The sequence below is a fragment of the Streptomyces sp. DSM 116793 genome, assembly GCF_057320905.1.
Genome location: NZ_CM170494.1, coordinates 564,765 through 579,271 on the forward strand (window position 1 = coordinate 564,765; position 14,507 = coordinate 579,271).

6 protein-coding genes and 3 rRNA genes are annotated in these 14,507 nt (G+C 65.7%); 2 read left to right on the forward strand and 7 right to left on the reverse strand.

Annotated elements, in window-relative coordinates:
• Positions 1–14: 14 nt before the first annotated feature.
• The 5 genes from ACSMXW_RS02480 to ACSMXW_RS02500 form a co-directional block, all read right to left on the reverse strand.
• A complete protein-coding gene (locus tag ACSMXW_RS02480) occupies positions 15–2,510 on the reverse strand; it encodes a sugar phosphate nucleotidyltransferase (RefSeq protein WP_485803668.1) in 2,496 nt (831 codons plus the stop codon).
• A 115-nt stretch (positions 2,511–2,625) separates the two neighbouring features.
• The gene (clsA, locus tag ACSMXW_RS02485) at positions 2,626–3,234 is read right to left on the reverse strand and encodes a cardiolipin synthase ClsA (RefSeq protein WP_485803669.1); all 609 of its coding nucleotides are present in this window, start codon (positions 3,232–3,234) and stop codon (positions 2,626–2,628) included.
• A 195-nt stretch (positions 3,235–3,429) separates the two neighbouring features.
• Positions 3,430–3,546: ribosomal RNA gene (rrf, locus tag ACSMXW_RS02490) — 5S ribosomal RNA — on the reverse strand.
• A gap of 77 nt (positions 3,547–3,623) precedes the next feature.
• Positions 3,624–6,747: ribosomal RNA gene (locus ACSMXW_RS02495) — 23S ribosomal RNA — on the reverse strand.
• 326 nt (positions 6,748–7,073) lie between these two features.
• Positions 7,074–8,603: ribosomal RNA gene (locus ACSMXW_RS02500) — 16S ribosomal RNA — on the reverse strand.
• The 16S, 23S and 5S rRNA genes sit together here, the layout of an rRNA operon.
• Positions 8,604–9,173: 570 nt before the next feature.
• Between ACSMXW_RS02500 and ACSMXW_RS02505 the strand changes: the two genes are divergently transcribed.
• Together ACSMXW_RS02505 and ptsP are read left to right on the forward strand one after the other, a co-directional pair.
• Positions 9,174–9,623 carry a PTS sugar transporter subunit IIA gene (locus tag ACSMXW_RS02505; protein WP_485803670.1) on the forward strand — a complete coding sequence of 150 codons (450 nt, stop codon included), beginning with the start codon at positions 9,174–9,176 and terminating at the stop codon, positions 9,621–9,623.
• Positions 9,624–9,755: 132 nt separating this feature from the next.
• Positions 9,756–11,426 carry a phosphoenolpyruvate--protein phosphotransferase gene (gene ptsP, locus ACSMXW_RS02510; protein WP_485807739.1) on the forward strand — a complete coding sequence of 557 codons (1,671 nt, stop codon included), beginning with the start codon at positions 9,756–9,758 and terminating at the stop codon, positions 11,424–11,426.
• A gap of 30 nt (positions 11,427–11,456) precedes the next feature.
• Here the strand turns inward: ptsP and ACSMXW_RS02515 are convergent, their stop codons facing one another.
• Together ACSMXW_RS02515 and ACSMXW_RS02520 are read right to left on the reverse strand one after the other, a co-directional pair.
• Positions 11,457–12,350: a hypothetical protein gene (locus ACSMXW_RS02515; protein ID WP_485803672.1), complete on the reverse strand. Its 894-nt coding sequence runs from the start codon at positions 12,348–12,350 to the stop codon at positions 11,457–11,459.
• A 90-nt stretch (positions 12,351–12,440) separates the two neighbouring features.
• Complete coding sequence (locus tag ACSMXW_RS02520; protein WP_485803674.1) at positions 12,441–14,405, reverse strand: acetoacetate--CoA ligase; 1,965 nt, start codon at positions 14,403–14,405, stop codon at positions 12,441–12,443.
• Positions 14,406–14,507 lie beyond the last annotated feature (102 nt).

Sequence of the window (14,507 nt, forward strand, 5' to 3'; positions counted from 1 at the left end):
GCGCACCGTGGCAGTCAGTGCCCGGCGCTGTCCACGACCGTCGACCACTCTTCGAGGAGGTCCTGCGCGGAGGCGTCGTCGGGCCCCTCCGCCCACAGGTGGGTGACCGCTTCCGCGGGGTCCGGCAGGACCATGACCCAGCGGCCGTCGGCCTCCACGACCCGTACGCCGTCCGTGGTGTCGACGAAGCGGTCGCCGGCCGCCTCGACGATGCGCCGCATGACGAGGCCCTTGACGGCCCACGGCGTCGCCAGGTCGCGCTGGAGGACGTGCGCCCGCGGGATGCGGGCGTCGATCTGGCTGAGGGTGAGCTGGGTGCGGGCCACCAGGCCGATCAGCCGTACGAACGCGGCGGTGCCGTCGAAGACGCTGCTGAACTCGGGCACGATGAACGCGCCCCTGCCGTCGCCCCCGAAGATCGTCGAGTCGGCGCGACCGACGCGGGTGAGGTCGTCGGGCGAGGTGGTCGTCCACTCCACCTGTGTGCCGTGGTACGCGGCGACCTGCTCGGCGATCCGGGTGGTGGTCACGGGCAGCGCCACCCGCCCGCTGCGGCGCTCGGCGGCCACCAGGTCCAGCATCACCAGCAGGGCACGGTCGTCCTCGACGATCCGGCCCTTCTCATCGACCAGGGAGAGCCGCTCGCCCACCGGGTCGAAGCGCACCCCGAAGGCGGCACCCGCGGAGGCCACGATCTCGCCCAGCCGCACCAGACCTGCCCTGCGGGTCTGCGCGGTCTCCGTGGGCCGCGACTCGTCCAGGCCGGGGTTGATGGTCAGCGAGTCGACGCCGAGCTTCCCGAGCAGGCTGGGCAGCACCAGGCCGGCGCTGCCGTTGGAGGCGTCGACGACGACCTTCAGGCCGGATTCGGCGATTCCGGAGATGTCCACGTTCCGCAGCAGGGAGCCCGTGTAGGAGTCGAAGACGCTGGAGGGGAAGTGCAGGTCGCCGATCTCCCCGGGGAACGCCCTGCGGTACTCCTGCCGTGCGTAGACCCGGTCGAGCTTGCGCTGGCTGGCCTGCGAGAGGTCTGCTCCCCGGCCGTCGAAGAACATGATGTCGACGGAGTCCGGCACCCCCGGCGTGGTCCGGATCATGATCCCGCCGGCGCTGCCGCGCGCGGTCTGCTGCCGCGCCACGGGCAGCGGCACGTTCTCCAGGTCGCGTACGTCGATGGCGCTGGCCTGCAGGGCGGAGATGACGGCGCGCTTGAGGGCTCGTGCGCCACGGGAGTGGTCACGGGCGGTGGTGACGGTGGAGCCCTTCTTGAGGGTGGTGGCGTACGCGCCCGCCAGCCGCACCGCGAGCTCGGGGGTAATCTCGACGTTCAGGATGCCGGAGACGCCCCGGGCGCCGAACAGGTGGGCCTGCCCGCGGGACTCCCAGATGACCGAGGTGTTGACGAACGCGCCGGCCTCGATGGTCTTGAACGGGTAGACGCGGACATTGCCCTGGACGATCGATTCCTCACCGACGAGACATTCGTCGCCGATGACGGCGCCGTCCTCGATCCGGGCGGCTCGCATGATGTCGGTGTTCTTGCCGACGACACAGCCCCGGAGGTTGCTGTGCTGGCCGATGTAGACGTTGTCGTGCAGTACGGCCCTGTGGAGGAAGGCTCCGCTCTTGACGACGACGTTGGAGCCGACGACGGTGTGCTCCCGGAGTTCTGCGTCGGCCTCGACCTTGGCGTAGTCGCCGATGTAGAGGGGGCCGCGCAGGACGGCGTCGGGGTGGACCTCGGCGCCCTCGGCGACCCAGACGCCGGGGGAGATCTCGAATCCGTCGATGTCGACGTCGACCTTGCCCTCGAGTACGTCGGCCTGCGCCTTGACGTAGCTCTCGTGCGTGCCGACGTCCTCCCAGTAGCCCTCGGCGACATAGCCGTAGATCGGCTTGCCTTCCTTGAGGAGCTGGGGGAAGACGTCGCCTGACCAGTCCACGGATACGTCGGCCTCCACGTAATCGAACACTTCTGGTTCCATCACGTAGATTCCGGTGTTCACCGTGTCGGAGAAGACCTGCCCCCAGGTCGGCTTCTCCAGAAAGCGCTCCACCTTGCCGTCGTCGTCGACGATGGTGATGCCGAATTCCAGGGGGTTGGGGACGCGCGTCAGGCACACCGTGACCAGTGCGCCCTTCTCCTTGTGGAAATTGATCAGGTCGGTGAGGTCGAAGTCGGTGAGCGCGTCACCGGAGATCACAAGGAACGCGTCGTCCTTCAGGGCGGCTTCGGCGTTCTTCACGCTGCCGGCAGTACCGAGCGGCTTCTCCTCATTGGCATAGGTGAGCTCCATGCCGAGTTCGTCGCCGTCCCCGAAGTAGTTCTTGACCAGGGAGGCCAGAAACTGGACTGTGACGACGGTCTCATTCAGCCCATGCCTTTTGAGTAGCCTTAGCACATGCTCCATGATCGGCCGGTTGGCCACGGGCAGGAGCGGCTTGGGCATGCTTGAGGTCATCGGGCGAAGGCGAGTGCCTTCGCCCCCGGCCATCACGACGGCCTTCATGTCGGAAACGTCCTCCTCGAGAGACGACGGTCTGGCCGACTTCACCCATCCCGATTCTCCCGCACAGAGCAGATGCGGGCCATCCCGAGCCGTCCTGGACGCCCGGCCGGCAGGGTCAATCGGCCGCGGTGTCCACACTGACAAGTCGGCGGACCTGGACCACGTACAGGATCCCTGCCCACCAATACAGGGTTGTACCCCATCCGGCGAACGCCCATCCGAAAACGGTGGCGGTTGACGCGATCCATCCGCTTCCGTCACTGAGCAGTAGCAGAGGGAAAGCGTACATCAGGTTGAATGTGGCCGCTTTGCCCAGGAAGTTCACCTGGGGTGGCGGATAGCCGTGCCGCCGCAGGATGCCGACCATCACCAGCAGAAGGAGTTCACGTGCCACCAGTGCGGCGGTCAACCAGAGGGGGAGAATTCCGCGCCAGGTGAGCCCTGCCAATGTGGACAGAATGTAGAGGCGGTCGGCTGCGGGGTCGAGGAGACGTCCGAGGCTGCTGATCTGATTCCATCGGCGGGCCAGCTTGCCGTCGAGGTAGTCGGTGATCCCGCTGAGCGCCAGGACGAGCAATGCCCATCCGTCGCTCGTCGGCCCTCCGAACTCGGGCCGGAGGATCAGCCACAGGAACAGCGGCACGCCGACGAGGCGCGCCATGCTGAGGATGTTGGGGATGGTGAGGACCCGGTCCGTCTGGACACGGGTCTCCTGGACCTCCACCCGGGGGCCTCCTGTGGGTGAAACGAGCCAATGATGCCTCCTGACCTTACCGGCAGAGGCGGGGACGGGTGCGGAGGGGTGGGCCGGAGATGGGGAGGGGGCCGGAAAAGGGCCGGACCCCCGGAGAGAACAAAGCCGACAGAGCAAGAAAGAGCCCTTGTACCTGGGTCCGGTACAAGGGCTCTTTCACGATTAGTTCGGCGGTGTCCTACTCTCCCACAGGGTCCCCCCTGCAGTACCATCGGCGCTGAAAGGCTTAGCTTCCGGGTTCGGAATGTAACCGGGCGTTTCCCTTTCGCTATGACCACCGAAACGCATATACGTCAACCCCACCCAAGGGTGGGTGGTTGTTCGTGGTTTCAGAACCAACACAGTGGACGCGAGCATCTGAGGACAAGCCCTCGGCCTATTAGTACCAGTCACCTCCACACCTTGCGGTGCTTCCAGACCTGGCCTATCAACCCAGTCGTCTACTGGGAGCCTTACCCCATCAAGTAGGTGGGAGCCCTCATCTCGAAGCAGGCTTCCCGCTTAGATGCTTTCAGCGGTTATCCCTCCCGAACGTAGCCAACCAGCCGTGCCCTTGGCAGGACAACTGGCACACCAGAGGTTCGTCCGTCCCGGTCCTCTCGTACTAGGGACAGCCCTTCTCAAGACTCCTACGCGCACAGCGGATAGGGACCGAACTGTCTCACGACGTTCTAAACCCAGCTCGCGTACCGCTTTAATGGGCGAACAGCCCAACCCTTGGGACCGACTCCAGCCCCAGGATGCGACGAGCCGACATCGAGGTGCCAAACCATCCCGTCGATATGGACTCTTGGGGAAGATCAGCCTGTTATCCCCGGGGTACCTTTTATCCGTTGAGCGACGGCGCTTCCACAAGCCACCGCCGGATCACTAGTCCCGACTTTCGTCCCTGCTCGACCCGTCAGTCTCACAGTCAAGCTCCCTTGTGCACTTGCACTCAACACCTGATTACCAACCAGGCTGAGGGAACCTTTGGGCGCCTCCGTTACCCTTTAGGAGGCAACCGCCCCAGTTAAACTACCCATCAGACACTGTCCCTGATCCGGATCACGGACCCAGGTTAGACATCCAGCACGACCAGAGTGGTATTTCAACAACGACTCCACGAACACTGGCGTGCCCGCATCACAGTCTCCCACCTATCCTACACAAGCCGAACCGAACACCAATATCAAACTATAGTAAAGGTCCCGGGGTCTTTCCGTCCTGCTGCGCGAAACGAGCATCTTTACTCGTACTGCAATTTCACCGGGCCTATGGTTGAGACAGTCAAGAAGTCGTTACGCCATTCGTGCAGGTCGGAACTTACCCGACAAGGAATTTCGCTACCTTAGGATGGTTATAGTTACCACCGCCGTTTACTGGCGCTTAAGTTCTCAGCTTCGCCCACCCGAAAGTGAGCTAACCGGTCCCCTTAACGTTCCAGCACCGGGCAGGCGTCAGTCCGTATACATCGCCTTACGGCTTCGCACGGACCTGTGTTTTTAGTAAACAGTCGCTTCTCGCTGGTCTCTGCGGCCACCCCCAGCTCAGGCAGCAAGTGCCGTCACCAGGAATGGCCCCCCTTCTCCCGAAGTTACGGGGGCATTTTGCCGAGTTCCTTAACCATAGTTCACCCGAACGCCTCGGTATTCTCTACCAGACCACCTGAGTCGGTTTAGGGTACGGGCCGCCATGAAACTCGCTAGAGGCTTTTCTCGACAGCATAGGATCGTCCACTTCGCCGTAATCGGCTCGGCATCGGGTCTCACCCTTGTGAGGGACGGATTTCCCTACCCCTCGGGCTACACCCTTACCCCGGGACAACCACCGCCCGGGATGGACTACCTTCCTGCGTCACCCCATCACTCACCTAGTACAGGTTCGGTTCGCCGGTTCCACCACTCCCCTTTGCCCGAAGGCTCCGGGGCGGCTTCACGGGCTTAGCATCACCTGGTTCGGCGTTGACGCTTCACAGCGGGTACCGGAATATCAACCGGTTATCCATCGACTACGCCTGTCGGCCTCGCCTTAGGTCCCGACTTACCCTGGGCAGATCAGCTTGACCCAGGAACCCTTAGTCAATCGGCGCACACGTTTCCCACGTGTGAATCGCTACTCATGCCTGCATTCTCACTCGTCAACCGTCCACAACTACCTTCCGGTGCTGCTTCACTCAGCAGACGACGCTCCCCTACCCATCACGACCTCCGTTAAGAGTAATATCGCAATGACACGACTTCGGCGGTGTGCTTGAGCCCCGCTACATTATCGGCGCGGAATCACTAGACCAGTGAGCTATTACGCACTCTTTCAAGGATGGCTGCTTCTAAGCCAACCTCCTGGTTGTCTCTGCGACTCCACATCCTTTCCCACTTAGCACACGCTTAGGGGCCTTAGTCGATGCTCTGGGCTGTTTCCCTCTCGACCATGGAGCTTATCCCCCACAGTCTCACTGCCGCGCTCTCACTTACCGGCATTCGGAGTTTGGCTAAGGTCAGTAACCCGGTAAGGCCCATCGCCTATCCAGTGCTCTACCTCCGGCAAGAAACACACGACGCTGCACCTAAATGCATTTCGGGGAGAACCAGCTATCACGGAGTTTGATTGGCCTTTCACCCCTAACCACAGGTCATCCCCCAGGTTTTCAACCCTGGTGGGTTCGGTCCTCCACGACCTCTTACAGCCGCTTCAACCTGCCCATGGCTAGATCACTCCGCTTCGGGTCTTGAGCACGCTACTCCACCGCCCTATTCGGACTCGCTTTCGCTACGGCTCCCCCACAACAGGTTAACCTCGCAACATGCCGCAAACTCGCAGGCTCATTCTTCAAAAGGCACGCAGTCACGACTAACAGGAACAAGTTCCCGCCAGCGACGCTCCCACGGCTTGTAGGCACACGGTTTCAGGTACTATTTCACTCCCCTCCCGGGGTACTTTTCACCATTCCCTCACGGTACTATCCGCTATCGGTCACCAGGGAATATTTAGGCTTAGCGGGTGGTCCCGCCAGATTCACACAGGATTTCTCGGGCCCCATGCTACTCGGGAAACTCTCAAACAAGTCGCTGACATTTCAGCTACGGGGGTCTTACCCTCTACGCCGGGCCTTTCGCATGCCCTTCGCCTACATCAACGATTTCTCACTTGCCTCGCGACCGGCAGATCACGAAAGAAAGCTCCCACAACCCCCTGCATGCAACCCCTGCCGGGTCTCACACATACAAGGTTTAGCCTCATCCAGTTTCGCTCGCCACTACTCCCGGAATCACGGTTGTTTTCTCTTCCTGCGGGTACTGAGATGTTTCACTTCCCCGCGTTCCCTCCACATACCCTATGAGTTCAGGTATGGGTGACAGCCCATAACGACTGCCGGGTTTCCCCATTCGGACACCCCCGGATCACAGCTCGGTTGACAGCTCCCCGGGGCCTATCGCGGCCTCCCACGTCCTTCATCGGTTCCTGGTGCCAAGGCATCCACCATGCGCCCTTAAAAACTTGGCCACAGATGCTCGCGTCCACTGTGCAGTTCTCAAACAACGACCAACCACCCACCACCCCAAACCACACGGCTTGAGTTCACTGGGGCCGGCAACCGAAGACACAACCAACAAGCGGCCGCGCCCTCAGACACCCAACAGCGTGCTCAACCCGTCCCACCCGAAGAACCACGTTCCACGCCCCCACAAGGGCAGTACTAGCAGCCTCCAGCCCAGAACCAGGCCGAATAGTCAACGTTCCACCCATGAGCTAACCACCGTCGAACACACGCCGACGAAATGGCTCTGGACCACCAGACCCTCAAGCCTGGCAGCCAAGATGCTCCTTAGAAAGGAGGTGATCCAGCCGCACCTTCCGGTACGGCTACCTTGTTACGACTTCGTCCCAATCGCCAGTCCCACCTTCGACGACTCCCTCCCACAAGGGGTTGGGCCACCGGCTTCGGGTGTTACCGACTTTCGTGACGTGACGGGCGGTGTGTACAAGGCCCGGGAACGTATTCACCGCAGCACTGCTGATCTGCGATTACTAGCGACTCCGACTTCATGGGGTCGAGTTGCAGACCCCAATCCGAACTGAGACCGGCTTTTTGAGATTCGCTCCACCTCACGGCATCGCAACTCATTGTACCGGCCATTGTAGCACGTGTGCAGCCCAAGACATAAGGGGCATGATGACTTGACGTCGTCCCCACCTTCCTCCGAGTTGACCCCGGCGGTCTCCCGTGAGTCCCCAGCACCACAAGGGCCTGCTGGCAACACGGGACAAGGGTTGCGCTCGTTGCGGGACTTAACCCAACATCTCACGACACGAGCTGACGACAGCCATGCACCACCTGTACACCGACCACAAGGGGGACCGTGTCTCCACGGTTTTCCGGTGTATGTCAAGCCTTGGTAAGGTTCTTCGCGTTGCGTCGAATTAAGCCACATGCTCCGCCGCTTGTGCGGGCCCCCGTCAATTCCTTTGAGTTTTAGCCTTGCGGCCGTACTCCCCAGGCGGGGCACTTAATGCGTTAGCTGCGGCACGGACCACGTGGAATGTGACCCACACCTAGTGCCCACCGTTTACGGCGTGGACTACCAGGGTATCTAATCCTGTTCGCTCCCCACGCTTTCGCTCCTCAGCGTCAGTATCGGCCCAGAGATCCGCCTTCGCCACCGGTGTTCCTCCTGATATCTGCGCATTTCACCGCTACACCAGGAATTCCGATCTCCCCTACCGAACTCAAGCATGCCCGTATCGACTGCAGACCCGGAGTTAAGCCCCGGGCTTTCACAACCGACGTGACACGCCGCCTACGAGCTCTTTACGCCCAATAATTCCGGACAACGCTTGCGCCCTACGTATTACCGCGGCTGCTGGCACGTAGTTAGCCGGCGCTTCTTCTGCAAGTACCGTCACCTTGCGGCTTCTTCCCTGCTGAAAGAGGTTTACAACCCGAAGGCCGTCATCCCCCACGCGGCGTCGCTGCATCAGGCTTGCGCCCATTGTGCAATATTCCCCACTGCTGCCTCCCGTAGGAGTCTGGGCCGTGTCTCAGTCCCAGTGTGGCCGGTCGCCCTCTCAGGCCGGCTACCCGTCGTCGCCTTGGTAGGCCATCACCCCACCAACAAGCTGATAGGCCGCGGGCTCATCCTTCACCGCCGGAGCTTTCCACCACCAGACCATGCGGTCGGTGGTCATATCCGGTATTAGACCCCGTTTCCAGGGCTTGTCCCAGAGTGAAGGGCAGATTGCCCACGTGTTACTCACCCGTTCGCCACTAATCCCCGGCCGAAACCGGTTCATCGTTCGACTTGCATGTGTTAAGCACGCCGCCAGCGTTCGTCCTGAGCCAGGATCAAACTCTCCGTGAATGCTTCCGGGTACTCCCGGTGACACACACGAGAGCAGGACAGGTCAAGAGGAATGATCCCGACCCGTCCACAGCATCCTCGCTGTGTTTCTTCAAAGGAACCACGTTCACCAAGGACAGAGGTCCCTGATGCACGGGGTATCAACATATCTGGCGTTGACTTTTAGCACGCTGTTGAGTTCTCAAGGAACGGACACTTCCATTGTACTCGCCACAAAACCCGTCCGTGGCTTTCCTCCGGGCGTTTCCCTTCGTTCTGTTCGCCGACTCTACCAGGTCATTTTCCGCACCCCGACGACGGCCCCGCGGACATGCCGGACCGGGTCCGAAGTTACGATCTGACCAGTAGACGTCACTGAGCCTCGGCGCTGAAGCGTCACCTAGCTCCAAACAGGAGTACAACCATACAGCTCCTATAGGACAGGCGCAAATCGTTTGTGGCGTGCTCCTACGCCAGCCAACCGGGACCTCCCGTACGGAACCCGGACTTCCCATGACTTAACCTGCTCAACAGCGCGCCGTCCGGTCAGGCAGCGACGGCGCCGGCTCATCTGTGCCCCTGGGAGGCCCCATGACCAGCGTGACAGCCCCGCTCGCCGGACGAGCCATCGGACTGGCCGCGGTGCCCGATCCGGTGTTCTCGGGTGCGATGGTCGGGCCCGGGACGGCGATCGATCCGGTCCGTGAGCCCTCGGAAGCCGTCGCGCCCGTCGACGGGACCATCCTGTCGCTGCACCCGCACGCCTTCGTCGTGGTGGACGCGGAGGGTCATGGGGTGCTGACGCACCTGGGGATCGACACGGTCCAGCTCAACGGTGAGGGCTTCGAGCTGCTGGTCGCAAAGGGCGACACTGTCGCGCGGGGGCAGGCGGTGATCAGGTGGAACCCGGCGGCCGTCGAAGCCCTCGGCAAGTCCCCGGTGTGCCCGGTCGTGGCCCTGGAAGCCACCGCGGACGTGCTCACGGGCGTGCTGGAGGACGGCGCGGTGAAGTCCGGCGACGTCCTCTTCGACTGGGCCTGAGCAACCGGTCCTGCTGGGCACGAGAGCGGGCCCGGTGGCCCCCTCACGGCGCGCCGCCGGAGCATCGACAAATCGACAAGTAGACAACGACCGCGGTGGCCGCGGCCGCCGCCCATCTCGGAGACGGGTGTGATGGAGACAACGCTGCGAGGCGTCGGAGTGAGCCACGGCGTGGCGATCGGCGAGGTGCGGCACATGGGGACCGCCGTTCTGGAGCCCCCTGCCAGGCAGATCGCCAAGGAGGACGCCGAGCGCGAGCAGGCGCGCGCCCGTCAGGCCGCGGAGGCGGTCGCCGCCGACCTCGTGGCCCGCGGCAACCTCGCCGGGGGCGAGGCGCAGGCGGTGCTCGAGGCACAGGCGCTGATGGCCCGGGATCCGGAGCTGATGTCCGACGTGGAGCGGCGCATCGCGGACGGCAGCACAGCGGAACGCGCGGTGTACGACGGCTTCGCCGCCTACCGGGAGCTGCTGGCCGCTGCCGGTGAGTACCTGGCCGGCCGCGTGGCGGACCTGGACGACGTGCGCAACCGCATCGTCGCCCGGCTGCTCGGGGTGCCGATGCCGGGCGTGCCGGACAGCGACGAGCCGTATGTACTGGTGGCGCGCGATCTGGCGCCCGCGGACACGGCGCTGCTCGACCCGACCCTGGTGCTCGGCTTCGTCACCGAGGCGGGCGGGCCGACCAGTCACACCGCGATCCTGGCCCGGGCGCTCGGTGTCCCCGCGGTGGTCGCGCTGCCCCGCGCCGTCGAACTGGCCGAGGGCACCGAGGTCGCCGTGGACGGCAGCACCGGGGAGATCTTCCTCGACCCCAGCGCGCGCACGAAGGAGCAGCTCAGGGCCGCGGCGGCCGAGCGTGCGGCCGCACTGGCGGCCGTCACGGGCCCCGGCGCGACCGCGGACGGTCACAAGGTGCCGCTGCTGGCCAACATCGGTGGGCCGGGAGACGTCGCCGCCGCGGTGGAGGCGGGCGCAGAGGGCGTGGGGCTCTTCCGTACGGAGTTCCTCTTCCTGGACGACAGCACCAGGGCGCCGTCCGAGCAGAAGCAGATCGAGGCGTACCGGACCGTGCTGGAGGCCTTTCCCGAGGGGCGGGTCGTGGTGCGGGTGCTGGATGCGGGGGCCGACAAGCCGCTGGAGTTCCTGACACCGGCCGCCGAGCCCAATCCCGCGTTGGGCGTGCGTGGGCTGCGCTCCCTGCTGGACCACCCCGAGGTGCTGCGGACGCAGCTCTCGGCGCTGGCGACGGCCGCCGAGGGGCTGCCCGTCTACCTGGAGGTGATGGCGCCGATGGTCGCGGACCGGACGGACGCCAGGGCGTTCGCCGAGGCCTGCCGGGCGGCGGGGCTGCAGGCGAAGATCGGGGCCATGGTGGAGGTTCCCTCGGCGGCGCTCCGGGCCCGCGCCATCCTCCAGGAAGTGGAGTTCCTGTCGCTGGGCACCAACGACCTCGCGCAGTACACCTTCGCCGCCGACCGTCAGGTGGGGGCCGTGTCGCGGCTGCAGGATCCCTGGCAGCCTGCGCTGCTCGACCTGGTCGCGCTGTCCGCGGAGGCGGCCAAGGCCGAGGGAAAGAGCTGCGGGGTGTGCGGGGAGGCCGCGTCTGATCCGCTGCTGGCGTGTGTGCTGACGGGGCTCGGGGTCACCTCCTTGTCGATGGGCGCGGCGTCCATTCCCCATGTGCGGGCCGCGCTGGGCCGGTACACGCTGGCCCAGTGCGAGCGGGCGGCCGCGGCGGCGCGTGCCGAGGACACGGCCGAGCGGGCGCGGGAGGCCGCCTCCGCGGTGCTCAGCGGCGAATAGCACGGGACGGCCTCCCCGGGCCTGCCGCTGTCAGTGGGCGTGGCCCGTCGGGGGGCCGTCGTCGCCGAGGTCGGGCGGCGGGCCGTAGTCGACGTTCGACTCCGGGGCGATGACGTCCCCGGTCAGGGTGTCGGTGCAGTAGGCGTCGAAGACCTCGGCGGCGGTGAGGGGCTCGAGCTTCCAGCCCGTGAGCCGCCAGCCGTAGACACGGTCCCGGGTGTCCTTGCCGGTGGTGCGCACCACCAGGCCGCCCGCGGAGCCGGTGGCGATTCCCGTGGCGAGCACGGTGGCGAACTCCCGGATCGCGGCCTCGTCGATGCGGGCCCGGCCGTCGCCGTCGTAGGCGACGTCCAGTGCGGACAGGAGGGTGTCCGCCGGGGTGGCGGCACTGCAGACCAGGTGGTGGGTGCCCGGTCCCGCCCGGTGCAGTACGCGGACGACCAGGTCGGACGCGCGCGCGTAGGAGGACCAGCCGATGTCCTCGCCGCAGACGGCGCAGGCGCCGATGCCCGCCAGCAGCAGGGTGGCGTACTCCCAGGTGGCCTGGCGCAGGGCGGCCGTGACCAGGGCCGGGACGAGGTCGGCGAGCTGCTGGCCCTCGTAGCGGATGGTGGGTGCGCCGGCGGCCAGTTCGGCCGTGAAGCGGGTGCGGCTGGCGGAGGTGTCCGGTTCGAGGCCGGTGCCGGTGCAGTACTCCTCGTACTCCTCGGGGTCGAAGAGGGCCACCGAGGTGTGCCTGCCCTCCGCGGCGAGCCTTCTGAGCAGGGTCTCGATCTGGCGGAGGTAGGTGCGGTGGTCGTCGAAGGCGAAGGTGCCGTAGCGCCGCATCGCCGTGAAGTCCTCCTCGTCGGCGAGGAGCGCGATGGTGGCGGGCATCTCCCGGTGCAGGATCTGCTGCATGGTGCCGGACTCGGTGTGCGTCATCGTTCCCCCTGTGCACGGTCGGTCAATGCTCACTCACCGTAACGGGAGGCACTGACAACGGGCCGGGGCCGGCCGCCGGACGGCGTCTGATCAGCGGCGTTCGTGCGCGAGTTTCTCGTAGAAGCGCAGCAGCTCGAGGTCGTCGACGGAGCCGGGGTTGACCGCCCTGTCCATGGGGGTGCCCTGCAGGAGGCGTTTGACGGGCACCTCGATGCGTTTGCCGGTGAGGGTGTGCGGGACGCCGGGCACCTCGATGATCTCGTCGGGGACGTGCCTCGGGGAGAGGTTCGAGCGGATGGTCTGCTTGATGCGGTCACGCAGGGCGTCGTCGAGGACGGCCTCGGGTGCCAGGTGGACGAAGAGCGGCATCCAGTAGCCCCCGTCGGGCTGCTCGATGCCGATGACGAGGGATTCGCGGACCTCCGGGAGGCGCTCGACGGCTTCGTAGATGTCGGCGGAGCCCATGCGGACGCCCTGCCTGTTGAGGGTGGAGTCGGAACGGCCGTGGATGACGACGGAGCCGCGTGGGGTGACGGTGATCCAGTCGCCGTGCCGCCAGACGCCGGGATAGGTGTCGAAGTAGCTGTCGTGGTACCTGCGGCCGTCCGGGTCGTTCCAGAAGTGGATCGGCATGGACGGCATGGGCCGGGTGACGACAAGCTCCCCCACCTCGTCGACGACCGGCCTGCCCTGCGCGTCCCAGGCCTGCAGGTCGGTGCCGAGGCAGGGGGCCTGGAGTTCTCCGATGTACACGGGGAGGGTGGCGACGGCGCCCGCGAAGCAGGAGCACACGTCGGTGCCGCCGCTGACGGAGGCGATCCACAGGTCGTCGCGCACGCCGTGCAGCCAGCGGAAGCCGTCCGGCGGAAGCGGCGAGCCGGTCGTGGCGACGCAGCGGACGCGGGAGAGGTCGTAAGCGCGGGCGGGTTCGATGCCGGCCTTGCGGCAGGCCATCACGTAGGCGGCGGACGTGCCGTAGAGCGTGGCGCCGGTGCGGGCGGCGACCCGCCACTGGGCGCCGGTGTCCGGATGGCCGGGGCTGCCGTCGTAGAGGATGACGGTGGTGCCCGTCAGCAGGCCGGAGACGAGGAAGTTCCACATCATCCAGCCGGTGGACGTGTACCAGAAGAAGCGGTCCTCGGGTCCGAGGTCGCAGTGCAGGCCGAGCTGTTTCAGGTGCTCCAGGAGGATGCCGCCCTGGGACTGCACGATCGCTTTGGGCAGTCCGGTGGTGCCGGACGAGTAGAGCACCCACAGGGGATGCTCGAAGGGCACCTGCTCGTAGCGGGGCGGGGTGCTGCCGGCCGTGAGGGCGGACCAGTCCAGGGCTCCCTCCGGGGCGGGCGTGCCCAGCAGGGGGACGTGGACGACGGCGCGCAGGCCGGGCAGCTCACGGCGGAGTTCGGCCACGGTCTCCCTGCGGTCGTGTTCCTTGCCGCCGTACCGGTAGCCGTCCACGGTGAACAGGACCACGGGCTCCACCTGCTGGAACCGGTCCAGGACGCTGCGTGCGCCGAAGTCGGGCGAGCAGGACGTCCAGACGGCTCCCACCGCGGCGCTGGCCAGCAGAGCGACGGCGGCCTGGGGGATGTTGGGGAGGTAGCCGCTGACTCGGTCCCCGGGGCGCACGCCGAGACCGCGCAACTCCGCGGCGAGTGAGCCGACCTGGCGGCGCAGCTCGCCCCAGCCGATGACGTGGGGCTCGTGGGTCTCGTCCACGTGGATGATCGCGGGGTCGTCGGCACGGTCGTCCGCGGCGCGCAGTGCGTGCTCGGCGTAGTTGACCGTGGCGCCGGGGAACCAGTGGGCGCCGGGCATGCCGCGATCGTCCAGCACGCGCGCGTAGGGTGTGCCGAAGCGGACGTCGAACCACTCGGCGACGGCCGTCCAGAAGGCCTCCAGCTCCGTCACGGACCACCGGTGGAGCGCCGCGTAGCCGCCTGTGGCGGGGGCGCCGTGGTGCTCGGCGGCCCAGGTCTGGAAGCGGGTGATCCTCGCCTGCTCGGCGGTGCGCTCGTCGGGCTGCCAGAGCGGCGAGGGGTTCGCTGTGGACATGGGCGGCTCCCGGGGGTGCGGCGCGTCGTGTGCGTCGGTCGCGCACGTGCGGGGTGTGCGCGTGACACGGCTGACTGGGACGATGCCACGTGATCGACTTCC

What these genes read in the sequence shown, in the direction of transcription:
- ACSMXW_RS02480 (WP_485803668.1), bottom strand. Translation starts at nt 2,510, where the DNA reads ATGAAGGCCGTCGTGATGGCCGGGGGCGAAGGCACTCGCCTTCGCCCG.
- ACSMXW_RS02505 (WP_485803670.1), top strand. Translation starts at nt 9,174, where the DNA reads ATGACCAGCGTGACAGCCCCGCTCGCCGGACGAGCCATCGGACTGGCC.
- ptsP (WP_485807739.1), top strand. Translation starts at nt 9,756, where the DNA reads ATGGAGACAACGCTGCGAGGCGTCGGAGTGAGCCACGGCGTGGCGATC.
- ACSMXW_RS02515 (WP_485803672.1), bottom strand. Translation starts at nt 12,350, where the DNA reads ATGACGCACACCGAGTCCGGCACCATGCAGCAGATCCTGCACCGGGAG.
- ACSMXW_RS02520 (WP_485803674.1), bottom strand. Translation starts at nt 14,405, where the DNA reads ATGTCCACAGCGAACCCCTCGCCGCTCTGGCAGCCCGACGAGCGCACC.